Genomic DNA, 23942 nt, shown 5'->3' on the forward strand with positions numbered 1-23942 from the left:
CGGGCATGCCGGTACGCCCGCGCGGGGTCCTCTCGCATTCGGACCGCGCGGGCGTCAGGGCGGGGTCGTTAGGTGGGCGGGTCGGTGCCGCCGGGGCCGGCGTACTCGATCAGGAAGTCGCGGAGGTAGAACTCGACGATCGAGTGCGTCGCGAGGTCGAGATCACGAGTATCGGATTGGACGAGGTCGTGGCTGTCCCTGACGGGTCGTCCCCACCGGTCGAACCACTCATAGGTGCCGTCGGTTCGGCGTTGGTAGGTCCAGCCCATGTGGGTCTTGAGCCGGTGATGTGAACGGCAGAGCGGAGCCAGATTTCCCAGATGGGTCTGGCCGGGTGGGCCGCCCTCATCGAGGGGGACGTAGGGATCGATGTGGTCCGCATCGCAGGCCCGGGCGGTGGTGGTGCAGCCGGGGAACACGCAGACCTCGTCGCGCAGGATCATCGCTTCGCGCATCCACTGCGGTGGGTCGTGTTGGTCGATCGCTTGGTCGGTGTTGGTGTCGATCACCGGCCGGACGTTGATCCGTCCTGACCCGACACCACCCGGACGGGTCAACCATTCGCTGAGCCGGGTCAGGGTGATGGGGCCGAGCTTCTCGATGCTCGCGCCGTGGTCGACGCCGGCGCTGGTCATGACTGCGAGGTCCGCCAGTGAGCAGTGGACGTAGACGTTCGCGACCCGGCTCGGCGTCCCCGACGCCTTGGTGGTTGTTGGGTTGGTGTCGGGGAGGGTGCCGTTGAGGAAGTCCATCGCGAGCTGCGGGTCGAGTAGCGTCCCGACGGCTTTGGCGCGGCGTGCTTGGTGGTCGTCGGTGTCGCCGGCAGCTTTCAGCCCTGCGGCGATGGTGTCGAGGGTCTGGTCGAGCAGTTCGGCGTCGGGTGCGTCGAGGTTCATGTGCACCCCACGCAACAGGCCTTGGCAGGTGTCGGGGTCGAGCCACACGCCGCGGCCGTCCTGGCGGCGCTGCTCGCGCTTGGCGAACAGCTCGGTGTCGAAACGCTTGATCGCCTCGTCGACCAGCTGCGGGGCGGCGTTGTTGGGCTTGCGCTTCTGCGCGACATGCACGAGCTGCACATCCACCCACGACGCCGCCTCAGAACTCAGCCTGCGGGTCTCCTTGGCGACCGCCCGGACCCGCCAGGCCTCGGTCTTCCCCTCGACCATGTGCTGCCACAGGCGCGGGAGGCGGTGGGCGATCTCGATCGCGTCCCCCAGCAGCTGGCGGGCGGACTGCAGGGGCATCCGCAGGTGACCGGAGAGCTCGCTGGCGGCGTACTCGCTGACGATCGGTGCGCCCTCACCCGCCAGGGCCACCATCCGCTCCGGCTCGTGCTTGAACGCGGCGTGATCAGCGACGATCTGGTTGCCTTCGTAGAGGCCGGCCAAGTGGTTGGCGATGAGCAGGTCGTCGACGTCGAGGCGGTCGCGCGTGGCGCGGTTCGAGCGCAGCGTTTCCCAGGCTTCGGCCTTGCCGAAGTTCTCCAGGTCGCCTCGATCGAGCATGGTCTTAGTGAAACAGGCGGCACCGACAGTCACCCTGGCCTCGATACACCGGTCTCGGCTAGCGCCTCGTCCGGCACTCGACCACCGGGTTGGTCGGCTAGCGCCTCGACCGGCACTCGACCACCGGGTTGGTCGAGTGCCGCGAACGGAGTGAGCGGTGTATCGAGACCACGTGGCCGGCGCTAGCGTCGTCGCCGTGAGCACGACCGCACGGCTCTACTCCGTCCTGGTGCAGCGCGACCACGAGGCGGAGGCCGAGCTCCCACCCGACGTACGCCGCCGAGTGCCGGGCAACGGCCTGCGCCTGGTGGGCGCCAACGCCCTGCAGTCTTCGGGTGACCAGAGCGTCAACGCCTCGACCGTGCTGCCCTGGTTGTTCGCCGTCCTCGGCGTGCCCGCGGCGCTCACCGGCGTCCTCGTGCCCATCCGCGAGTCGGGCTCGATGCTGCCGCAGGCGTTGCTGACGCCGCTCGTCCTGCGGGTACGCCGACGCAAGTGGGTCTTCGTGACGGGCGCCCTGGTGCAGGCAGCGGGCGTCGCGGTCATGGCGGCGACGGCCGCGCTCGGTGCCGGCCTCACCGCCGGAGTGGTCATCGTCGCCGCCCTCGCGGTGTTCGCCCTCGGCCGGTGCCTGTGCTCGATCGCGTCGAAGGACGTGCATGGCCGGACGGTGCCGAAGGGCGAGCGCGGGCAGATCACCGGGCTGGCGACGACCGCTGCCGGTCTGGTTGCCGTGACGCTGGGCGTGGCGATCCGGCTCCTCGGTGGGGACGACCTCACCGCAGGTCAGCTCGCCTGGTTGCTCGCGGCCGGCGCCGTGCTGTGGGTCCTCGTTGCCGCGGTCTACGCGACGGTGCGGGAACCCGACGGCGAGCCTCGCCCGCGCGCTGCCGCGGAGGAGACCGGTCCCACCGACGGATGGTTCGCCCAGGCCCGCCACCTGCTGCACGACGACAAGACGTTCCGCCACTTCGTCACGGTGCGCAGCCTGCTGCTCGTGTCGGCGCTGAGCCCGCCGTTCGTGGTGACGCTGTCACTGCAGTCGGGCACCGACAGCCTCGCCGGACTCGGTGGGTTCGTGGTCGCCGCCGGTCTCGCGCAGCTCCTTGGTGGCCGGGCGTTCGGCCGCGCGGCCGACCGCTCCAGCCGGAGGCTCATGAGCGTCGGCGCCGGGATCGCGGCAGCCGTCGCGCTGACCACGGTCGCTGTGGTCGCGCTTCCGGGCTTCGACGGCGCGCGGTGGTGGGGCAACCTGTTCTTCGTCGCTGTCTACTTCACGCTCACGCTCATGCACACCGGGGTCCGCGTCGGCCGCAAGACCTACGTCGTCGACATGGCCGAGGGCGACCGGCGCACGACGTACGTCGCCGTGGCGAACTCCGTCATGGGATTGGTGCTGCTCGTGGTGGGCGCGATCAGCTCGCTGCTGGCGGTCGCCGGCGTCTCCTGGGCACTGGTCTTCCTGGCCGCGATGGGACTCGCCGGGGTGTTCGCCGGGGCCCGGCTGCCGGAGGTCTCCCGGCGCTGAGCCGCGGGGCCCGCATGAGCCCCTGGAACGGCGAAAGCCGTAGATCGTGATCGATCTGCGGCTTCCGGTGGGTCCTGCGCGCCTGTAGGGATTCGAACCCCAAACCTTCTGATCCGCCTGACTCGTGCCACCGGGGTGTGTCACTGAGCGTCGATGCCGAGCGCGTCGAGGATCGTCTCGGCGGCCGGGGTGATCGGGTCGGCGGCGATGTGTTCGTGGCCGGCGATCTGCACGCTGATCTGCTGGATCGGTCGCAGGGTCTGGACGATCTTCTTGATGCTCAGTCCGGTGAGGTTCTGCAGGTCGCGTGCGATCGCGAGGGCTGCGAACACGATGGTGAGGTGGGCCTCGATCGCGTCGCGGGTGTGGTGGAACATCGGTCGTGCTGCGAGGTCGGTCTTGGACATCCGGAAGGACTGCTCGACGTGCCACAGGTCGTGGTAGTTCGCGGTCACCTCGCTCGCTGGCATGAGGGTGGCCTCGATGTTGGTGACGTAGCCCTTGAGCCCGACGAGGTCACGTGCTCTGGCCAGTGAGGTCTCGTCGAGCTCGGTGGCGCCGTTGCGGGTCTTGACGAACCGCGGGGTCCGGGCGGCCTTCTCGCCGGCGACGACGGCACGGGCCTTGCTCTCCTGCAACGTCAGCGTCTTGTTGTCCCGCGCTGCTCGCTTGGCCGAGTACGCCCACACCGCTCGCCACGACTTGGCATGCACCTTCGGATCCCACACGGGTTCGGCGCGTCGATGCGGGTCGCTGGTCCTCACCGCGGTGCCGCGCTGATCGCGCGGGGTGATGGTGTCGATGACCTGGGCGTCGGTGAAAGCGTTGCCGTGCCAACGGAAGTGCGACTCCAGATCCTTGGGGGCCTTGGTCACCCGGGACCCGACGATGAACCGCAGGCCCGCCTGATCGAGCTCGCGCAGGTTGCCCGCAGACAACATCCCGGCGTCGGCGACCACGACCATGTCCGCGATGCCGTGGCGCTGCGCGAACTGTTTGACGATCGGGATGATCGTGGTGGTCTCGGCTTTGTTGCCCTCGAAGCAGCCGATCTCGAGGGGGAACCCGCGTCGATCCACCAACAGCCCGACGACGATCTGGGGGTCGACGCGGCGTTCCTTGGAGTAGCCGACCTTGCGGAGCTCGTCCTCGTTCTCGGCTTCGAAGTAGAGCGTGGTGACGTCGTAGAGCACCAGCGACACGTCCCCACTGGCCAGGGCGTGGGTGAAGCAGGCGTCTGCGATCTGGCCCCGGTAATCAAGTTGCTGGGCGCGTTGCAGCGCACGGAACATCGTGCGCAACGACGCTGGCGCGACGCCGATCTCGTTCAACACGCGCACCGAGTCGGCCTTCGAGGTCGGCTCGACGATCCGCGCCAGCACGAGCTGGGCGAACGCGTCGTCATCGATGACGTCGAACCCGAGCCTGGAGTATGCCTCGGTCAGGACCTGCCACAGCAGCGCGGAGCGCTTGCTGGTGATCAGGCCAGGGCGTTGCGGCACGCCCTCATCTTCGAGCCCGACACCGTCGAGGTCGAGAGCCTCCTGACCCTCGTGTAGACGTCGGCGTGCTTGGGCCAGGAGCGCCGCCAGCTCGGCGTCGGTGCGTGCCGTGCCGACGTGCTCGAGGACCACGTCGCGTCCGTCGCGGCGTTCAGCAAGCTGGACCTTCGTGCTGCCCGAGCGCCCCTGCGCCTTCCGCACGAACACCACCAGCGGAGGCTATCGAGCCCCGGGGTGTGTCAATCACGCCGTCCGCAACCGCCTGACCTGCACAAACACAGACGAGACCAGCGATCAGCGATCAGGTGGCACGAGTCAGGTCAGACGATTCAGGAGTCACAGCAGACGCCGAGTGACCGGCGCTAACCCTGCCAGCCAGCCCCAGGCCCCGCCACCACGAACACTTACAGGCGATTCAATTCCCCATCAGGCTAATTTGTGGGGTTACCGATCGCCTTGGATGTCACCTTCGGTCCTAGACTGGGAAATCGGTCTGGTAGCGCTGCCGACCGTCGAGCTCGGAATTGCCATGAGCATGCCGATTGTGACGAGGGAGGCTCCGAGGGGCAGGACGGTGAGCAAGGCAGCGGTCCCCAGAGGGGCGGCGAACATTGCGGCTGCGCGGAACGTACCGGCCGAGGCGATGGCGTCGCCGGCGGCACTGGTCTGTACGGATTGATTTGCCAGTGCGGGCCAGAGCGTTTCCAGCCAGCCAGCTGCGAGACCGGACATGGCGAGGGCTGCGGCACAGAGCACGACGCTGCCCGCGGCGGGATAGACAAGGGCGATTCCGGTGCCGGCACCGAGGATCGCGGAGATGAGTAGCGAACGTCTCGTCGGATTCGTTACCCAGGCCGCCAGAGCACCGCCGCCGACAAAGGCCGCGTTGGCGATCGAGACAAGCACGCCAATCGTTGTGGAGGACTGCCGTGCCTGATCGAGAACCACTGGAACGTACGAACTGATGATTCCTCGCCAGGCGCCGGCGCTGCCCGCCATCCAGCACGCGTCTCGAACGCCGGGTCGGCGCCAAATGTACTGACCAGACCCTTCCTCAACCTTCGGCGGGAAGGGCGCAAGGCGAGTCAGGAAGAAGCCAGGAACCGTCGTGAATGCGGCCGTAGCCGCGGCGACTAAGAGGGCCACCTCCACGGACCAGCGCATCAACAGGCCAGCCAGTAACGGGCCCGCTATGTAGCTGATTCCAGAAGCAAGCGTGATCGCCGCTAGGACCCGCACCGGCGAGCTCGCCGTACGGGCAGCGTGAGTGTGAGCGCCGGTCCAGAACAAGGCCCGCGCAGCACCCTGCAGAAGTTGAGAGGCGAGGAAGACGTACCAGTCGGCAGACAACGCCAGTACTGCGCAGGAAGCCGACAGCATGGCCGCGCCGGCGATGATGAGAATCCTCTCGGCAATCTTGCGCATCAGCCTGCCGATGAACAGCCGCACCACCATCTGGGAGATCGCCGAGATTGCGAGCAGGAGGCCCACCTCGCCGAGCCCGTACCCGACACCGACTGCAAGCAGGGGTACGGCGAGACTCGTTACAGCCAGGCTGAAGCAGAACAACACCGCCGCAGCCACGTTCGCGATCGCATCACGACTGGAGGTTGCACCGGAGGCGCTGGCCATCACATTCCCCAATCGCTACCTGCGGATGCGCGCATTTCCGCTTCGCAATACCGCGGCTCTGCGGTTAACCCGCATGCCTCAGCGGGTGTACGGCCTTTACCCGATTCGTTCGATGAGCATCGCCTGACCCTGGCCACCGCCGACACACATGGACTCGATAGCCAGGGTGCCGTCGCGGGACTCCAACGCGTTCAGCATCGTCGACAGGATCCGCAGCCCGGTCATTCCGAACGGGTGGCCGAGGGCGATAGCACCACCGAAGGGATTAACGCGGTCGTCGAACGGGTCAATCCCAACCTCCCGACAGACAGGGATGACTTGTGCGGCAAAGGCCTCGTTGATCTCGAATACATCGATGTCACTCATGGTCAGCCCAGCATCTCGCAGCAGCCGACGGATCGCCTCGATGGGACCGATACCCATGCGGGATGGGTCGACGGCAGAAACTGCCGAGCCGAGGATTCGGGCGCGGGGCGCTAAGCCCAGTTCGCGGGCCCGCCCAGCTTCCATGACCAGCGCGGCCGCTGCACCGTCATTCAGCGGGCATGAGTTGCCGGCGGTTACCCGGCCGCCCTCGCGGAAGATCGGCTGCAACTGGGCCAAGGAGTCGAGGCTCGAGTTGGGTCGCGGGCCCTCGTCCGCTCCCACCACCTGTCCGTCAGGAGTCGTTACTGGTGCAATTTCGCGACCAGTGAAACCTCCGGCCTGCGCCGCAACCGCGCGCTCCTGGGAGCGCTGGGCGAAACGGTCCATCTCCTCGCGGCTGACACGATGGTCATCAGCAACGTTCTCGGCCGTGACCCCCATCGGCGTGAAGACCGCACCGATCGTCTCACCGTCGGCGTCGGGATCGAGCAGCGGGTGCCGCTGAGCGAGGTGATGACCGTGTCCCACCCGGGAAACAGACTCAACCCCCACGACCGCGACCACCTCACTCTCGCCCACGGCGACGGCATGGCCCGCCGACCGAAGTGCCTGCAGCGACGAGCCACACAGCCTCGTCACTGTCTGTCCCGGCACACTGTGGGGCAGGCCAGCCAAGAGCGCAATGTTCCGGCCGACGTTGTAACCCTGCTCACCCCAGGGAAAGCCGCAACCTGTGATGACGTCCGCGACGTCGGCGTCATTCACCTCTGGGTGCCGGTCGAGCAGGTCGCGCAGGACTCCGGCACCGAGATCGTCGGGACGCATATCCTTCAACGCGCCCTTATGCGCACGCCCCACCGGGGTCCGCAAGACGTCCACCACCACGGGTTCGCGCAGGGCGGGCATCAGCGACCACTTCCGCGCGAGGCGAACTGGTCGACGAACGACTGGACCCCGCGAGCGAAGTTCCCCCTGCGCAGCGCGTCCCAGTGCAGCGCACGGTCGAACTCGAGTGCTTCGTATATCGGCAGCTCAGCGCCGGTCAGTATTGCGCGCTTGGCCGCCGACACACCCGTTCGGCCCGCCTTGGCGGCCACCGCCGCTGCGAACGACTCGGCGTCCGCAAGCAGCTCATCAGGATTCGCCATACGGTCTACCAGCCCGATCGCGTACGCCTCTTGAGGAGAAACCGGCTTCGCGTCCAGCACGAAGTGCAGCGCCTGGCTCGGCTTAAGCAGCCGAGTGAGGAACTGTACGCCGCCGCCGCCGCTGGGCATGGCGCCGAAGAGATCCATCTCCGGCACCCCGATCTTGATCCTGTCGTTGTCGGCGGCGTACCGGAGATCGCAGGCCACGGCCAGTTCCAGGCCACCAGCCAGGGTATGTCCGTTGAGGGCAGCAATGAACAGCACCGGACTACGCCGCATCCGTTCGCACAGTGCTCGGAATCGGTCCATGGTGCGGACGAATTCCTCGATGAGCCCATCGATGCCTAGTTGTTGCGCCTGTTGGGCCATCCAGGTGGCGTCGGCACCGGCCGAGAACACCGACAACCCGCTGGTCAAAACGACGGCCGCCACGGAGTCGTCGGCTTGGGTGGTACTGAGCTGGGCATCGAGGGCGGTCAGTAGGTCCGGGGACAGTGCGTTGACCGGCGCGTTCGTCAGCGTCCAACGCTCGTATCCGTGTTCACGGTGAACCTCCAGCGGCGTGGTGTCGGTGTTCAACGAGTTCCTTCCAGGTGATCGGGGGTGGAGGTGGGGCCCTCCATGGTCGGCATCGGCGCCGCGTCGCCCGCGCCGGAGGCCCAGGTCTTGAGGACCTTGCCTCGGATCTTGCCAACGGCGTCACGGGGCAACTCGGGCACGAAGTGGATCTGTCGCGGGTACTTGTACGGCGAGAGCCGGTCCCGGACGAAGGACTGCAGCTCGGAGGCGAGGGCGTCGTCGGCCGTCGCCCCGTCCTGTACCGAGACGAACGCCACCACGATCTCCTGCCGTAGCGGGTCTGGCGCACCCACGACGGCGACCTCACGGACGGCCGGATGGTCTCCGAGTGTCAGTTCTACCTCCGTCGGGGCGACCTTGTAGCCCGCGGTGCTGATCAGGTAGTCGGTGCGACCCAGGTATGTCGCGTTGCCGGTGTCGTCGAACTCGATCAGGTCGTCACACAGAGACCACCCGTCGATGACGTCGCGGCGTTGCAGCTCCGGGCGGTTCCAGTAGGTCAGGCCGGTGAGACCCCGGACCGCCATCTGCCCCGGCCCGGACTCGATGGGTTCGACACGGCCCTCGGTCTGACGCACGACTCTGACCTCGTAGCCGGGGAGTGCGCGGCCGAGGGAACCCGGCGGGAAGACTTCACCGTGTCGTGGGGTCAGTGGCCAGGTCGCGAAGGCGGTGCTGCCGTAGTTGTTGATCAGCTCAAGGCCACGTTCAAGCCAGCGGCGGCGTACGTCCGTTGCCGACGCCGACTGCCACATCGCGTATGCCCGGTGCAACGAGGGCAGCTCCATGGACCTCTCGTCGAGCACGTCTGCCATCCGGACCCACGTGGCGGTGATCGCGGTGAAGACGTTGATCTCGTAGTCGTTGATGGCCTCCACGATTCGCCGTGGGTCTCGGAATTCTTCGATGAGCACGGCGGTTGCGCCGTGCAGCAGTGTGAAGTTGGTGTGGTAGATGAAGCCGAGCGCGTGGCCGGCTGGTGCTGCAGCAGCCCACCGCTGGCCGGGACCGGCGCCGGTGACCTCCGCGAGAGCGTAGCCGCCCAGCAGGAACCGCCGGTGAGTGTGGTAACAGCCCTTCGGTTGACCGGTTGTGCCTCCGGTGTGCCAGATGACGGCGACGCCGTCGCTCGGGGTCCGGGGCAGGGACACCGCCTCCGCGTCCGGCTCCTGGCGCAGCGACCGCAGGTCGCGGTGGGAAGGGTCTTCAACAGGGGTCTCCCGAAACACGAGGACCTCCTCAACATCGGTCCCCGCGACGGCCTCGGCGGCGCCGGCGATGATCTCGGAACCACCGACCACTACCAGCAGGCGTGCGCCGGTGTCCTCGACGAAGAAGCGCAGCTCGTCTGGACGCGACTGCACAGGCGTCGGAACGACGACCGCTCCGGCCTTCCAGGCGGCCAGCATGCCGATGATGAGCTCGGGCACGTTCGGGCCCCGGAAGGCGATGCGGTCGCCGGTCTGCACGCCGCGGTGAACAAGACCCTCCGCGAGCCGGGTGCTCAGGTCGGCCACCTCGCGATAGCTGTAGGAGCGTCCGGACTCGGCGTGGACCAATGCAACCGCGTCGCCATGACCGGCCTCGACCTGCGCATCGCTCAGTGCCCATCCGGTGCTGGACCAATCGTCCACGCGCGGGTCGTCCGAGTGGGTGTACTCCGGCTGTTCGCCGGGTGGGACCAGGCAGTGTGCCGGGATGGTGGAGTCGGGGTAGGTGTCTTTCATCGCGACATCCTTGAGCTCGTGGTCGCCACCTGGTCTGGCTCCGTATCTTCTCCGAGTAGATCGCGGACCTGGGCGGTGAACTGGTCGAGAGATCCCGGGGCCGCCCCGAGGACGTAGCGGTCGGGCCGGAGTATGGCCACGTCGGCTCCCTGGGCATCGAGCCATTCAACCAGGGAGGGGTCCGGGTCCGGGAGGTCTGCAACCGTCGTGACCCATGCGCCGACGACCTCCTTCCACCAGGCGCCGGTGGAGCCGAGTGCCGTGTCGTCCCGGGCGAGTACGAGGAACCGCTGGCCCACCGCGTCGTCGAGGGGCACGCCGGCAACGGGAGGCTGACCGAACAGGCCGCCCCCGCCCTCCAGCACCAGTGGCCCCGGCAGCAGCGGGGGCAGTCCGAACAGCAGTGACCGGTGATCTGATCGAATCGCGGCGTCACGCTCCTGCGCCGCCTGCGGGTCGATCGTGCCTACGATGGCACCGTAGTCGATGGCGCGCTTCACGACCTCTCGTACGTGGGGGCTGCGCTCCGTCTGATAGGTGTCGAGGAGCGCCTCGGGAGCGCCCTCGAGGACTCGGTGTAGCTTCCATGCCAGGTTGGTGGCATCCCGGAACCCCGAGCACATGCCCTGCCCGAGAAAAGGCGGCATCTGGTGCGCCGCGTCCCCAGCGAGCAGGATCCGGCCAGAACGCCACTTCTCCGCGATGAGGCCGTGGAAGGTGTACACCGCCGCACGTTCGACGGTGACCGGCTGGTCACCGATGAGCTTGCGCAGCACCTCGTCCACACGCTCGGGGCGCTGCATCGTAGCCGCTTCCTCACCGGGAAGGAGCATAAACTCGATCCGGTGCCGCCGACCCGGCATCGGGATGATCACGTGCGGGCGCGCGGGGTCACACACGTACACAGCCTGCGGAGGCAGGCCTGCGTGGTCCTCGCCCAGCAAGAGGTCCACGACGAGCCACTGCTCGTGAAATCCCAGGTCCTCGAGTGCCAGGTCGAGCATCTCGCGGACGGGACTGGTGGCGCCGTCGCAGCCGACGACGTAGCGGGCGTTGACCTCGACAGGGGACCCGTTCCCTCGCTTGGCTGCCCGGAGGGTGACCCAGTCGAGCTGCTGCGCGACGTCCACGACCTCAGCCTCGAGGTGGACGTCCACGTTGGGCAGCGCCGTGACGGCCGCTCGCAGCGCACGGTCGAAGCCGGGTTGGTGGAAGTACACGCTCGTCGGCACTCCGGACCATGTCGGCTGGTCGCCGGGGAGCCGCATCAACACGTCACCGTCGGCGGCGAGGAACTCGATCCCGGGGTTGGGGATCGTGGAGGGGAGCAACTCTGCCAGGCATCCAAGTTCCTGGACCGCCCGCAGGCCGGTGTGATCGATGTGTGCCGCGCGGGGAAGCGGAAAGACCTCCAGGTCGCGCTCCAGCACGATCACGTCGATCCCGCGGCGGCCCAGTAGGCCGGCGAGTATCGCGCCCACCGGGCCCATCCCCACGATGGCCACGTCGAAGAGACGGCCTGGATCGGAAGGACCCCGTCCGAGGACCGGACTTTGTTCTGGTTCCATGTCGGTCTCCTCCAGAAGGGGGCGTTCAGTCATCGCTCGGGTCGCTTCCGAGCACGGTCACCGCGACGGCGGCCGTATCGCCGCCCGCGAAACCGCCGGCACTCTCCGCCAGGCCGATGCGTACATCTGGGACCTGTCGATCGCCTGCCTCGCCACGGATCTGGTGCCCCAGCTCGATCACCTGCGCGAGGCCGGTGGCGGCGACGGGATGCCCTCGCGACTCGAGGCCACCGCTGGTGTTGACCGGCAGTCGGCCCCCGAGCGACGTGACCTCCTCGGCGACCAATCGATCACCGGTTCCCCGCTCGCAGAACCCCAGCTCTTCATAGGCAAGGAGCTCGTTGAACGAGACGGAGTCATGAACCTCGGCGACATCGACCTGTCCCGGTGTAATCCCCGCCTCCGTATATGCCCGCGTAGCCACCTCGCGGATCGCCGCACCCGGTCCTTCCGCGCTGGCCATGCCCACCACGGAACCGCGGATCCAGACCGGCTTGTGCTCCGGGCGCACTGAAGCTGCCGAGGTGACGACCACGGCAGAGGCACCGTCGCTGATCGGAGCGCACATGAACGCGGTGATCGGATCGGCGATGACCTTGGAGGTCAGCACGTCCTCGACGGTCACCGGGTCGGTGTACTGGGCCATCGGGTTGAGGCCAGCGTGTCTGCGGTTCTTGACCGCGATTGCGGCGAGCACGTCGCCCGACAGCCCGTGGGCGTCGGCGTACGCTCGTAGCCGCGGAGGATAGACGGCCGATACGAACACACTCTCGCGTGAGGCGTCGATGCCGGCGCCGGCCACGAAATCGATGTCCGCAGCACCGTTCAGCGCCATGTATGTCGCCTCCCGGCTGCTGCCGACCAGCTTCTCCACGCCCAGCACGAGCACCGTCTTCGCGGCACCTGCGCGAACGGCGTGCACCGCAAGGTTGAGAGCGCTGGACGAACCTGCGCAGGCGTTGTCGATGTTGTAGACAGGGATCCCAGAGAACCCGTTCGCCCGCAGCACGGTCTGGCCCACGGCACTGACCTGACCGGTGATGATCGAGGCCATAGCGTTGGCGACGAACGCCATCTCAATGTCCTCAGTCTCCAGGTGCGCGTCGGCCAGTGCCGCGCGCACCGCCTCGCCCCCGAGGTCCTTTAGGGAGCGGTCAGGGAACCGCCCGAAGCGGGTCATGCCCAGGCCGACAACGGCCACGCTCGCGTTCATCGGGCACCCGCCGTGTTGAGGTTCCGCTCGAAGCGCAGCACTGCCTCGTGCAGCGGGCCTCGTTGGTCCAGGACGACGAGATGTCCACAGTCAGGGAGCACTTCGAGCTCACCTCGTGGGGCTGCCTCGGCGCAGGCACGGGCGACGTCTACAGGGATGACATCGTCATCCTCGCCGTGCGCGAACAGGACCGGCACGTCGACTGCAGAACACACCGGCTCGGGGGCGAACTCTCCCAGCACGCTGACGCCCTGCAGTGCCGACCGCAGAGGCGTCTGGCCGAACGTCCGTTCAATCCAGGCCAACGTCGCCTCGCTCTGCGGCTGCCGACAGAGCACGGCCGCCGACCGGCGAGCGAAGTCCGGCCAGTCGCGTCGTATGGACTTTGCCATCCGCTCGGCCGGGAACACGGTGGAGCTCGGGACACCGACCGCCACGATGCCCGCGATGCGAGAGTCGTCCCGGGCCGCGAGACTCAGGCCCACGGCTGCGCCGAAGGCGAAGCCCACAATCAGCACGTCAGTCAGGTCCAGTTCTTCCAGCAGCTCGGCAACCGCGTCGACATGGGTGGCCATGTCGTAAGGCTCGGCCACCGCATCTGACCGACCGAAGCCCGGCAGATCGGGGATCACAACCTCGTGGTCGTTGACGAGCAGCTCCTCCTCGTAGGCCCACAGCGAACCGTCGAGGCACCACCCGTGCAGGAGCAACACCGGTCGACCACAACCCCGGCGGACATAGGAGATGCCCCGCGCGGTCTCCGCACGAGTCATGTCGGAACTGGGGACTCTCACATGAACCTCCCACCGGTGACCTCGAGTACGGCACCGGTCATATAGCTGGACAGATCGCTGGCGAGGAACAGCACGACGGTTGCGACCTCGCGGGGGTCAGCGGCGCGACCGAGGGGGACCTCGGCGAGCTTCTGCTGAAGAATGTCGTCGCGCAGCCCCGACGTCATTGGTGTGTCGACGAGGCCGGGCTGGACTGAATTGACGCGAACGCCACGGTGCGCGAGTTCCTTGGCGGCGGCCTTGGTGAACCCCACGACACCGGCCTTGGCCGCCGAGTAGTTGGTCTGTCCGACGAGGCCGACCTTGCCGGAAATGGACGAGATATTGACAATCGAGCCGCTGCCCTGCTCGCGCATGACCGCGGCGGCCGCCTGGGTGACCAACATCATCCCGTGAAGGTTGACCTCGAACACAGCCTGCCACGCCTCCAGGGTCATGTGGCGCAAGGTGGCGTCGCGGGTGATGCCGGCGTTGTTGACGACGACGTCCAGGCTCCCCCACTGCTCGACGGCGGCACCCACAGCGGCTTCGGCATCGACCGGGGACCGGACATCCACGGCCAGTCCTAGGGCTGTGTCTGCGGCGTGCGCGACGTTGATGGCGTCGGCAGCGGCCTGCGCCGCCTCGCCGTCGATGTCGGCAACCAGCACCATAGCGCCCGACTCGGCGAGGCACTCGGCGGTGGCCCGACCGATCCCTTGCGCGGCGCCGGTCACGAGCGCGACCTTGCCGGCCAGCAGGCTCATGACACGTTCTCCGCCGACTGAGGTCCGCATCGGATCAGGAGCCCGATGTGGCCGGTCTGTACCACCTCGCCGCGCTGGTTGATGATCCGGAAGAGCCGGTCGACGATCCCGCGGTCTCCCCCGCTGGTCAACCTCTTGCCAGCGATCTCCACCGTCGCATGCAACGTGTCCCCCACAAACACCGGTTTCTCGAACCGCCAGTCGGTGATGTCGAGCATCGCCATCGCCGACCCGGAGAACAGCCCGCTTCTGTCGAGCAAGCCCGTCATCATCACGACGCCGAAGAGGCCGTACACGACTGGGCGCCCGTAAATGGTCCCCTTGGTGAACTCCTGATCGGTGTGAATCGGGTTCCAGTCCCCAGACAGCATCGCGAAGTTCACCAGATCTGTCTCGGTGACCGTCCTGGCCGGCAACGTGAAGACCTGTCCCGGCTCGAGATCGTCGTAGTAGAGAGGCACCCCCACAGATTACATACGACTCCATTCATGAGTCAACTGTTGGGTGACCGGGAACCGAAACGACCGTGTCCGACCGCTATCGTTAGCTCACGGTCGGCTCCGGTTATGCGGATCCACCAGACTGGCGAAGTACGCTTGTGCCGCCGGACGAAGGCTGGCGTTGACCTCCTCGAAGATGTCGATGGCCCGGCTGCGGTCCCACTCCCGGTCGAGTTCTGAGTCGGGGATCTTCGGATCGAGGGGCGCCACCTGCCGCATGGCCTCGATGAGCAAGGTGCGGATCCGGAAAGCCTCCCTCGGGGGCAGACCGTTCCGCCCGTCTGACGTGGCGTAGCGGCCGAACTCCTCCACCACCGCGGTGTAATGGCGGGCTACCTCGTCGAGGTTCCACGCGTGTGCCAGCACCGCCGACGTGGGCAGCCACTTCGGGGCGGCACCAACGAAGACCACGACATAGCCGCTGACATCGAGCTCGTCGACGACCACCCCCGTCTCGTCAGACCGGTCGTACGGCACCACCCAGGTGCCATCGTGCAGCGCAGCGAACCCCAGGAAGCTGAGCCGTCGGCTGAGCCGTCGCCGGGCCAGCAACTGCTCCTCGGGAATGGCGTACCAGACCATCGTCCACTGCCCCTCCCAAGCCTGGGCGGGATAACGGAACCAGAACGTCTGCCGGTGCCCCTCGGCAAGCAGGGCGCTCAGGCGCGGGGTGGCGGAGTAGAAGACGTACCGGCCCCGCTTGGCGGTGTGAAACAGCCCGCGCGTGACCACCCGATTGAGAGCAACCCGGGCCCCTGCAGTGGAGAACCCCAGGTCCTCCATGATCCGGACGAGCCCACCCGACCACACGGCAGCCCCCGGCTCGACGTACTCGCCCACGAGCGTCACAATGAGCTCCTGGGGCTTGAGCAACTTGGCCCGGTCGTGCACGGGATTCGCCTCGGCGATCATGGTCACGCTTCCTTACCTATACCGGCAAGCACCGAGCAACGTGCCCCAGGATTTGCTGGAACGATCTCGAGTGCTTCAGCGACGCGCACTTTCTACCGTCACGGAACGTCCGGCGACAAACCCGGCCAACAGCATCACGACGGAAGCCGCGATCACTAGTGACAAAGACCACGTCCACGAACCGGTTAGCCCGAGGACAGCCCCCACGGCAAACGGTCCGATCGCCCCGACTCCGTAGCCGATCAACTGGGCCATGCTCGACAGCGACTCCACGGATCGCGCCGACTCGGCCCGCAGGACGACCAAGATCATCGCCACGGTGATTCCGGCACCATGGGTCACCCCACCGAGAACCGTCCATAGCGGCCACATCGCAGGGACGGCAACCAAACCGAGCGTGGTCGCCCCCCAGCACAAGGACACTCCGACCGTCAGCGGTACTTGGCTGCCCCAGCGGCGAACGAGAGGCGCCACCGCGATGCTCCCCGCGATGCCGAGCACTTGGTACAATGACAACGCTAGACCACTCGTGGTCACGCTAGTTGCTGCCTCCTGGGTGAGATACGTCGGTAACCACGTCGTCAAAGAGAAGTACGACCACGACTGCGCGCCCAGGAAGATCGCCACCGCCCAGGCGAGCGGGTGCGCGGCCAGTCGGCGATGCGGGCCGGGCGGCGGCAGGGACGCCCGCAGCTCCGTGTCCGATGGCGCCCCCAGCACCAGCACCCAGGCCGCCGCGGCCACCGCGGCCGGTAATGCCCACGACGCCAGCGCCAGCCTCCAGCCCGTCGTCTGCGCCAGCAGCGGTGTCAGTCCGGCAGCCGCAGCTGCGCCGATGCACATCCCAGCGGTGAAGATGGAGGTCCCGGCCGGAGCGCGGTGCGGCAGGTCGCGCTTGACCAGAGCAGGCATGACGACGTTTCCCACGGTCACCCCGACACCCACGAGCAGCGTTCCCGCGATCAGGAGTGCTACCGAGCCCATCGGGCGGGCGGCCGTCGCCACGACGACCACGACGAGCCCGGCCAACAGGGCCCGCTGCGCTCCGACGTACCTGACCAACACACCCGCGAGCGGCGCCGCGAGCGCGAAACAGAGCACGGGCAACGAGACGAGCGCACCCATCGACGCTTCAGAGAGCCCGAGGTCGCCGCGCATTTGGGTAAGAAGAGGGGCGGGCGCTGCGATGACACTACGCAAGTTGATCGCCACGAGCCCGACAAGAAGCAGCATGCGAAGCTCACGCTTGCGGGTCGAGCCCACCGGGGCCGTTGGATTACTCACCCTAGACTCACCAGTCGAGTCGCCTGTAGTACATTCGGCTCCAACCACATGCTCATCCACCGGCCACCTGTCTGCCGTGGCCGCAATTGCGGAGGTCAGTATGGCAAGCAGCCACGTGACGAGGACGTGCTTCGAGGTCGCTATGATCGATGTGGACATTGTCCAGATCCACTTCGCCAGTTACTTCCGGTGGATGGACATGGCGTACTCGCGGCTCCTCGACGACCTGGGACACCCGTTGCGCGCGATCCTCGCGGGCGGTCGAGGGACGCCGGTCGTGGATGCGCAGTGCAGCTACCTCTCGCCGGTGGGCCTGGGGGACGTCGTTGACGTCGACAGCCGCGTCGTGCGCCACGGTCGTTCTAGCTACGTCGTGCGCCACGACTTTGAGCATGCGGGGCGGCCGGTGGCCACCGGCGAGGTCACCCACGTTTGGGCCGTCCAGGACGGTTCCGGCGCGATGTCCGAGCCGGTCCCGGACTGGATCCGGGCGGCGTCACACAGCACTGGGGCGGGCGCCCGGACCTGAAGCTGGGCGGCACTTGCCTGCTCACCGGGAACCGCTCTTCGTCTCCTCGGATACTCCCTCGGTGCCGGATGCTCCCTCTGTGCTCTGCAAGGGGGGCTCTTCGATCAGGACATCATCACCATCGACCTCGACCCGGTATGTCCGAACCGGCTCCGTGGCGGGTAACGCCACGGCCTCGCCGGTTCTGAGGTCAAAGCGGGCGAAGTGAAAGGGGCACTCCAGTTCGCAGCCCATCAACTCCCCTTCGCTGAGTGTCTCCTCCTCGTGGGTGCAGGTGTCGTCGATAGCGAAGAGCCCGCCGTCCTGGGTCCGTGCCAGGCAGATCGCCCGTCCGGCAACCTCCACCCGGCGTAGCTGGCCGGGGGCGAGGTCAGAGGCCGACGGCAGGCGGTGCATCGTCATCTGAGCCTCCCCTGGTGCTGCCGGATCCAAACTGGACTGGGTAAACGTCCCAGAGCGCGTCCATGCGTCCGAACTGGTCGTTCATGCGCGGCGGGTTGGCGGGATCGCGGCGGACGCCGGCCGAGAACATCGCCTTGAGGATCTGCACGTGGCTGCCAGTGACTCCATCGCTTCCGAGGATCACGGGCTGGCCGAAGCACATGTGCCGGCCAATCCCGAAGGCGACACCGTAGGGGTAGACGCCAGTTGGGACCTCCCGGCCCGGGACGAAGGAGTCGGCGTCGGGTCCGAACACCTCGGGATCGCGGTTGGCCGGGCCGATCTCCATGCACACGTGCTCACCGGCCCGGAACTCACGACCCGAGGCCAGGGTCACGGGCTCGACCGCAGTGCGGTAGAAGAGCGGGACGATCGGGTGCAACCGCAGCGCCTCGGCCACCGCTTTAGCGAGGAACTGTTCGTCGAGGAGGCGTTCGCGCTCGTCCGGGTGCTCCTCAGCCCAGGTGAGGCACTCGTCGAGCGCATGCACCAGGGTGAAGGAGCTGGAGAAGGTGCCGGCGTTGATGAAGTCCGTCACGGCCTCCCTCAGCGCGAGCGCTTGGTCGGCCGTCCAGTCCGGGTCGAGGCCACGTGCGACCAAGGTGAGGAAGTCGTTTGGCAGTGCCGCCTCGTCCTCCGGCGTCGTCGCGGACTGAACCAGCGCCACTCGCCGCTCAAGGGCAGGCTCGAAGTACTTCTCACGGAACTGCTCGCGGACCTCGATGCCGCGGGCCATCACCGCTGTCCGGTCACCCCCCATGTACCAGGAGCGCATAGCCACCTGGATCGGCTCAGCGAACTGGCGCAGTTCCTCGGCGTCCTCGGTGGTGTCCACCCCGTCGAGCCCTATCAGAGCCGACACCAGCTGGAAAAAGGCCACTCGCGTGAACAGCACCATGTCGGTGGACGGCAGGTCATCGGTCGGCGCTTCCAGCACCCGCTGGAGATTGCGCTCGATCGTCGGCATCAACACCTCCCGGCGAAAACGCACGTCGCCCTCGCCGCGCAGGAGACGGCCCATCATCCGCCGCCTGGTGCGATGCACGGGTCCGTCGATCTGACGAACGGTCCCCCCTCGGAACTCCTCGGTGCCGTCGTGGAGGAACGGCGCCATCTTCGGCGACCGGAAGACCTCCTCGACCTCCCGGTAGCCGGTCAACGACGGGATCTCCCCCGGGTCAGACACGGCGGCGCCGCTGTAAGGGCACGTCTTCTGGTTATCCATGGTGGGCCTCTCCTCGATGTATTCTGCGTTCACGACAGCGATGCTGGAAAAATCAGATGCGGGCGATGTCCATGGTCGACCGCGGGAACAGATCCTCGACCGAGGGCCGCTCAGGGACCAGCCCCTGCTCGTGCGTATAACGAACGAATGTCTCGATCACATGGCGGTTCTGCTCCACGCCGTACGGCCAGAAGTCCCGGGTCCCGAACGCGTCTTCAGTCGCCTCCGCCTCCGCGACCAGCCATGGCAGGCTGCACTTGGCTGCCGCTGGCTCGAACAGGTCGGCCAACGCGTACGCCTTAGCTTCCTCAAAAGCCTTCATAAGAGACCTTGCCAACCACGGGTGTGCCTCGAGTACATCCATCCGGATCACCACGGTGTGCATGATCGGGAAGATTCCGGTCCGCTGGTAGTACGCCTGCTCCTCGCGCCGGTAGTCGGGAAACAGCCGCTCGACGTGCGACGAGCCGGCTTCGAAGCCGACGGGCGCATGAGCGGTGTAGAGGGCGTCGATCTCCCCGCGTTCCAGCATGTCCGAGAGCGTGTCCTGCGGCCCGATAGGCGTTAGCTCGATGCCTTCAGGACGCCTCAGTGCGCTTTCGACTCGACCAGGCTCCGTTAACCCGCCCTGGTGGTAGCTCACCGAGTCGATCGGGACCCCGTAGTCATCTGCCAGCATGCCACGGATCCACACGCCCGCAGTCTGCTGGTACTCCGGGACACCGATGCGCTTCCCCACGAGATCGGCCGGATCAGTTATGCCGCTCTTGGAATTCACGTAGATTCCCGAGTGGCGGAACATGCGCGAGGGAAACACCGGAATGGCCACCATGTGACGGCGCTCGGCGAAGACGGAACCTAGGTACCACGCGAAACTCATCTCGGACACGTGGAACTCGGCGTGCCGCAACATTCGGTGGAAGCTCTCCGGCATCTCCATAGCGATGTAGTTCAGATCCACCCCCTCGACAGCGACGCGACCGTCGACGAGCGCGCGAGTACGGTCATAGTTCCAGCAGGCCAGATCGATGGGCAGACCCATACGAAGCATCTCCTTGTTCGAGGTTGACTCTTTACATGCGCGGACCCTGCGGAAGTCACGGTTTGGGCCCCGCCAGCCCGCTATCGGGCACGAGCCCGCTTCGACGCTGCACAGAGCGTTCCCAATGCAGGAGCAGCACCGACAAAACGATGCCCACCAGCGAGATCAGGATGAACACCGACAGGATGTTCTCGGTCTGGTTGAGGTTGAGGTAAGCGACCAGCCGGTTCCCGAGGCCGCTGCTGGATCCGAACATCTCAGCGACTACGAGGCCCAGGAAGGTGAGGCTCGCACCCATCCTTACGGCCTCCGCGACTACAGGCGCGAGCGACGGCAGAAGAATGTAGCGACACTTCTGCAAGAACGACAAGTTGTACACACGAGCCAGCTTAATCTGGATGGCCGGAATGCCTCGAGTTCCCTCCATTACCAGCAGTATCACGGGGATGATCCCATGGAAGATCGAAAACAGAACCAGCGTCGAGAACCCGATTTTGAAGACCAACAGGAAGATCGGGTAGATGGCTATCTTTGGGATGGCATAGATCGTGAGCAAGATCGGACGCAGTACCTCGGTCCAGAACTCGCTGAGCCCGACAAGAAACCCGATGAGCACCCCTAGCACGGCGGTCGCAATCATCGCGATGACTAGCACCGTTAGGGTGCTGCGAAGGTCCGGATACCAGTCGGGCAGGTTTGAGACGAACGCCGTTCCTGTCTCGGCCGGAGACGCGAATACATTCTCTCCCACAACGACGTAGAGGATCTGCCAGCCGATCAGCAGTGCGGCGACAAGCGCGAGATGGCCCCACGCGAGAGAAGCCGGCCGCTTGCGACGAGGCAGCAATCTCCGACCAGCTGAACCAGCCCGACTCAAGTGTGTCTGGCTCATGATCCCACCGTCTCCATCGCAAAAGTCGCCTTCGATAACGCATACATAAGGCCGTTGAGGACCAGCGCCGTGACCACGACGATCGTGATACCCGCATAGGTCTCGACCAGCTGGTAGGAGTTGTATGAAAACTGGATGTAGTAGCCGAGGCCACTTGTCCCGGTCAAGAACTCTCCACCTACCACCCCAATGATTGCGTATGCGATCGCTAACCTGACCCCGACGAGGATCTGTGGTACCGCTGAGGGGAAGTAGATCCGCCGCAGCATGCGGAACTGACCCAGGCGCAGCGAGCGCCCAAGCCGCACATGAATCGGGGCCGTCTTACGCAAACCGATCACCACGTTCGCTGTCATCGCGGCGAAGCCCAGCAGCGACGCCAGCAGAATAAGCGAGAGGGGCCCCGCCCCGACGAGACTGAGTAGCACCGGATAGAACGCGAACGCCGGAATCGAGTAGTAGAGCGTGAGGTATGGGTTTGCGGTGGCATAGGCCCGAGGAAAGCGCCAAAGCACCGTCCCCATGACAAGCCCCGACACGATCGCCAAAATGGTGCTCAAGAGTATGATGCTTACGGTCTTCCAGATCGTGTCGAGGAAAAAGACCGGGTCGGCCACGAGTTCCCCTGCCCGCACCAGGGTGGTCGTCGCAGGCACCCACGAAAAAGGATCAAGTACGGTCCGCGCGAGCGCCTCATAGACCACGAAGATCGCCACCAGCATAATCGTCCTCGTTAAGAGGATTAGGCGTCGTCTATTCATGGTCACCCCGACGCAGACGCAACGTCATCGCTCACCCGCACGCCTTCCAGGCTCATGAGGCATGTCCACAGCGTGTGCGTGATGCGGGCGTAGTCGGCACTGGCGAGCGTGGCGAGCGTTCGTGGCTTCGAGAGCGGCACGTCGAAGCTCTCTTGGATCTCACCCGGTCGGGCGCTAAGCACTACGACACGGTCCGACAATAAGGCAGCTTCCTGGATGCTGTGTGTCACCAACAGAATGGTGGTTCCCACCCGGGTGACCAGGTCGAGCAGCTCGAGACCGAGGTGCAACCGAGTCTGCTCGTCAAGGGCCCCGAAGGGTTCGTCCATTACGATTAGCTCTGGCTCGAGAGCCAGCACGCGAGCAACCGCGACGCGCTGACGCATACCGCCAGACAGTTGGTGTGGGTGTACGTGCCCGAATTCAGACAGGCCCACCAGGTCGAGCATGTCCTGAGCTCGACGGTTGGCCTGTGCGCGCGGGACACCCGTCATCTCCATACCGAAAGCGATGTTGCTGAGTACGCTGCGCCATGGCAGGGTCGAATCTTGTTGGAAGACGATGCCCACCTTGGGGCTTGGGCTCGTCATGGGCTCACCCTGAAGGAGGACCTGCCCGCGAGTTACCGGCAGGAGTCCAGCCACCACTTCGAGCAGCGTGGTCTTGCCGCAGCCGCTGGGCCCGAGTACGGAGACGACCTGTCCGCGGTCGACCTTTAGATCGATATCTCGCAGTGCGACGAGATTGCCGTCTTTGAGCGGGTATTCTTTCGTGACCGCTTGCAGGTCAAGAATGTGTTCGCTTCTGGTCATGATGCCTACCCCTCGTATCCTGGGAGCTCGCTCAGGTCGATTCGCGACTCCTCGGGCAGGAACTGCTGGTCGATCAGCTGATCCCAAGCGATCGGGTCGCCGTCGTAGTGGCCGAGCACCTCCATTCCGTTGATCGTGCTGGTCAGTCCTTCGACGGTCAGTTCCTGAGTGAAGAATCTCTCGTCAGCGGCCAGCCGGGTCATGATTTCGACACCCGTCTCCTCGTCTACGCCAGCCTCCTCGGCGAAGATGGCACCCGCCTCTTCAGGGTTCTCTCGGATGAAGTCCTGTGACGCGCCGAGCGCGTTGACAAAGCGCTGCACGAGTTCTGGGTCCTCGTCGATGATCTTCTGGCTGGCGACTGTCACGACCTGAATGAAGTTCGGCAGGTACTCGACAGCTTCCGCGACCGGCTTGAGGTCACCCTTAGCGAGCTCGGTGGTCAGCAGAGGCTCTGTAAGGATCGAGGCGTCGACCTCCCCGCTCCGGACGAGAACGAGGCCGGCGGCCAGGTCACCGGTGGCGACCGTGTTCACGCAGTCGGGCCTCATGCCGGCCTCTTGCGCCATCAGCGCAGTCAGGGCCTCGGAGTTGGATCCGGGAGCTGTGATACCCCAGACGCCGTCTCCACAGAAGTCCTCGAATGAATCAAAGGAGGAGTCCTCTTTGGCCACCCAAACCAGGTCCGCGATGCTGCCCGCCGACGTCGCGATCCCGACCAACGGCGCACCAGCCATAGTGGCTTGAACGAGCCCAGTGGTTGACACCTCGCCGAAGTCGAGGTCGCCGCTTGTAATGCTCCGAACTGTGGTTCCACCGCCCGCTCCGGGCACGATTCCCTCGAGGGCGATTCCCTCCTCCTCGAAGAACCCCTTCTCCTGGCCGACCATGTACGTGGCCGAGTAGCCACTGGTGGGCCAGTGCGACACCGTGACGCTCACCTCGTCAAGCTCCCCGTTGGAAGCACCGGAATCGTCCGAGCACGCTGCAAGGGCGACCGACGCCAGCAGGCCCACCCCGACGATTGATGCGCTACGCCGCCAGCTGTTCCGACGACCTTGATGTTGACTACGTCGCACTTTTGACCTCCAGGGTGGATGGACCTCGCATACGCGATGGACTCCAAACATTACACACTTCACTCGAGTTGGATGTCAACGGTTCGACGAGACTCACGAAAACCGCCCGCGAAACGCTGCCCGTGCCTCACGTAGGAATGCCCGCGAAACGGTGAGC

General features: G+C 66.1%; 22 protein-coding genes. 2 read left to right on the plus strand and 20 right to left on the minus strand.

Translation table 11 applies throughout. The annotated features are described in order from the left end of the window. Nucleotides 1-68: 68 nt before the first annotated feature. Nucleotides 69-1505: an HNH endonuclease signature motif containing protein gene (locus tag J2S59_RS04615; RefSeq protein WP_306824856.1), complete on the minus strand. Its 1437-nt coding sequence runs from the start codon at nt 1503-1505 to the stop codon at nt 69-71. A gap of 196 nt (nt 1506-1701) precedes the next feature. Here J2S59_RS04615 and J2S59_RS04620 point away from each other — a divergent pair, with 196 nt between their 5' ends. Continuing rightward, on the plus strand, nt 1702-3033 hold the full coding sequence (locus J2S59_RS04620; RefSeq protein ID WP_068124426.1) for an MFS transporter: 1332 nt from the start codon (nt 1702-1704) through the stop codon (nt 3031-3033). A gap of 140 nt (nt 3034-3173) precedes the next feature. On the opposite strand, the gene J2S59_RS04625 is transcribed toward J2S59_RS04620, so the two are convergent. The 12 genes from J2S59_RS04625 to J2S59_RS04680 all read right to left on the minus strand — a co-directional run bounded on the left by J2S59_RS04625 (nt 3174) and on the right by J2S59_RS04680 (nt 16953). Continuing rightward, nucleotides 3174-4745: an IS1634 family transposase gene (locus J2S59_RS04625; RefSeq protein WP_306824857.1), complete on the minus strand. Its 1572-nt coding sequence runs from the start codon at nt 4743-4745 to the stop codon at nt 3174-3176. A 234-nt stretch (nt 4746-4979) separates the two neighbouring features. Then, the gene (locus tag J2S59_RS04630) at nt 4980-6167 is read right to left on the minus strand and encodes an MFS transporter (protein ID WP_181642247.1); all 1188 of its coding nucleotides are present in this window, start codon (nt 6165-6167) and stop codon (nt 4980-4982) included. Nucleotides 6168-6263: 96 nt separating this feature from the next. Then, complete coding sequence (locus J2S59_RS04635) at nt 6264-7439, minus strand: acetyl-CoA C-acyltransferase (protein WP_438361603.1); 1176 nt, start codon at nt 7437-7439, stop codon at nt 6264-6266. Further along, nucleotides 7439-8260 (minus strand): enoyl-CoA hydratase/isomerase family protein, encoded by an 822-nt coding sequence (locus tag J2S59_RS04640; RefSeq protein ID WP_068122596.1) that lies wholly within the window; start codon nt 8258-8260, stop codon nt 7439-7441. Before J2S59_RS04640 ends, J2S59_RS04635 begins: the two co-directional genes overlap by 1 nt. Further along, nucleotides 8257-9987, minus strand: coding sequence for an acetate--CoA ligase (locus J2S59_RS04645; protein ID WP_306824858.1), 1731 nt, complete (start codon nt 9985-9987; stop codon nt 8257-8259). Before J2S59_RS04645 ends, J2S59_RS04640 begins: the two co-directional genes overlap by 4 nt. Next, complete coding sequence (locus J2S59_RS04650; RefSeq protein WP_306824859.1) at nt 9984-11588, minus strand: bifunctional 3-(3-hydroxy-phenyl)propionate/3-hydroxycinnamic acid hydroxylase; 1605 nt, start codon at nt 11586-11588, stop codon at nt 9984-9986. The genes J2S59_RS04645 and J2S59_RS04650 overlap by 4 nt, the downstream gene beginning before the upstream one ends. After that, nucleotides 11581-12768: a thiolase family protein gene (locus tag J2S59_RS04655; protein ID WP_306824860.1), complete on the minus strand. Its 1188-nt coding sequence runs from the start codon at nt 12766-12768 to the stop codon at nt 11581-11583. The genes J2S59_RS04650 and J2S59_RS04655 overlap by 8 nt, the downstream gene beginning before the upstream one ends. Then, nucleotides 12765-13541 (minus strand): alpha/beta fold hydrolase, encoded by a 777-nt coding sequence (locus tag J2S59_RS04660; protein WP_306824861.1) that lies wholly within the window; start codon nt 13539-13541, stop codon nt 12765-12767. The genes J2S59_RS04655 and J2S59_RS04660 overlap by 4 nt, the downstream gene beginning before the upstream one ends. A gap of 17 nt (nt 13542-13558) precedes the next feature. After that, a complete protein-coding gene (gene fabG / locus J2S59_RS04665) occupies nt 13559-14338 on the minus strand; it encodes a 3-oxoacyl-ACP reductase FabG (protein WP_306824862.1) in 780 nt (259 codons plus the stop codon). Further along, complete coding sequence (locus tag J2S59_RS04670) at nt 14305-14769, minus strand: MaoC/PaaZ C-terminal domain-containing protein (protein WP_306824863.1); 465 nt, start codon at nt 14767-14769, stop codon at nt 14305-14307. Before J2S59_RS04670 ends, fabG begins: the two co-directional genes overlap by 34 nt. 87 nt (nt 14770-14856) lie before the next feature. Further along, entirely contained in the window at nt 14857-15720 is an 864-nt protein-coding gene (locus J2S59_RS04675) for a PaaX family transcriptional regulator (protein ID WP_246360526.1), read from the minus strand. 75 nt (nt 15721-15795) lie between these two features. Beyond that, on the minus strand, nt 15796-16953 hold the full coding sequence (locus tag J2S59_RS04680) for an MFS transporter (RefSeq protein WP_068123415.1): 1158 nt from the start codon (nt 16951-16953) through the stop codon (nt 15796-15798). A gap of 193 nt (nt 16954-17146) precedes the next feature. Between J2S59_RS04680 and J2S59_RS04685 the strand changes: the two genes are divergently transcribed. Then, nucleotides 17147-17533 (plus strand): acyl-CoA thioesterase, encoded by a 387-nt coding sequence (locus tag J2S59_RS04685; RefSeq protein WP_306824864.1) that lies wholly within the window; start codon nt 17147-17149, stop codon nt 17531-17533. 21 nt (nt 17534-17554) lie between these two features. On the opposite strand, the gene J2S59_RS04690 is transcribed toward J2S59_RS04685, so the two are convergent. Genes J2S59_RS04690 through J2S59_RS04720 form a run of 7 tightly spaced genes read right to left on the minus strand, consistent with a single transcriptional unit; the run spans nt 17555 to nt 23722 of the window. After that, nucleotides 17555-17935 (minus strand): non-heme iron oxygenase ferredoxin subunit, encoded by a 381-nt coding sequence (locus tag J2S59_RS04690; RefSeq protein ID WP_181642440.1) that lies wholly within the window; start codon nt 17933-17935, stop codon nt 17555-17557. Beyond that, nucleotides 17904-19199 (minus strand): cytochrome P450, encoded by a 1296-nt coding sequence (locus tag J2S59_RS04695; RefSeq protein WP_306824865.1) that lies wholly within the window; start codon nt 19197-19199, stop codon nt 17904-17906. Before J2S59_RS04695 ends, J2S59_RS04690 begins: the two co-directional genes overlap by 32 nt. Nucleotides 19200-19251: 52 nt before the next feature. Then, the gene (locus J2S59_RS04700; RefSeq protein ID WP_220138540.1) at nt 19252-20241 is read right to left on the minus strand and encodes an ABC transporter substrate-binding protein; all 990 of its coding nucleotides are present in this window, start codon (nt 20239-20241) and stop codon (nt 19252-19254) included. A 55-nt stretch (nt 20242-20296) separates the two neighbouring features. Next, nucleotides 20297-21133 carry an ABC transporter permease gene (locus tag J2S59_RS04705; protein WP_181642267.1) on the minus strand — a complete coding sequence of 279 codons (837 nt, stop codon included), beginning with the start codon at nt 21131-21133 and terminating at the stop codon, nt 20297-20299. After that, a complete protein-coding gene (locus J2S59_RS04710) occupies nt 21130-21849 on the minus strand; it encodes an ABC transporter permease (protein ID WP_181642269.1) in 720 nt (239 codons plus the stop codon). Before J2S59_RS04710 ends, J2S59_RS04705 begins: the two co-directional genes overlap by 4 nt. Nucleotides 21850-21896: 47 nt before the next feature. Further along, a complete protein-coding gene (locus J2S59_RS04715; RefSeq protein ID WP_068122654.1) occupies nt 21897-22706 on the minus strand; it encodes an ABC transporter ATP-binding protein in 810 nt (269 codons plus the stop codon). A gap of 5 nt (nt 22707-22711) precedes the next feature. After that, on the minus strand, nt 22712-23722 hold the full coding sequence (locus tag J2S59_RS04720; protein ID WP_306824866.1) for an ABC transporter substrate-binding protein: 1011 nt from the start codon (nt 23720-23722) through the stop codon (nt 22712-22714). Nucleotides 23723-23942: the final 220 nt, after the last annotated feature.

This window comes from Nocardioides massiliensis (assembly GCF_030811215.1).
Classification (GTDB): Bacteria; Actinomycetota; Actinomycetes; order Propionibacteriales; family Nocardioidaceae; genus Nocardioides_A; species Nocardioides_A massiliensis.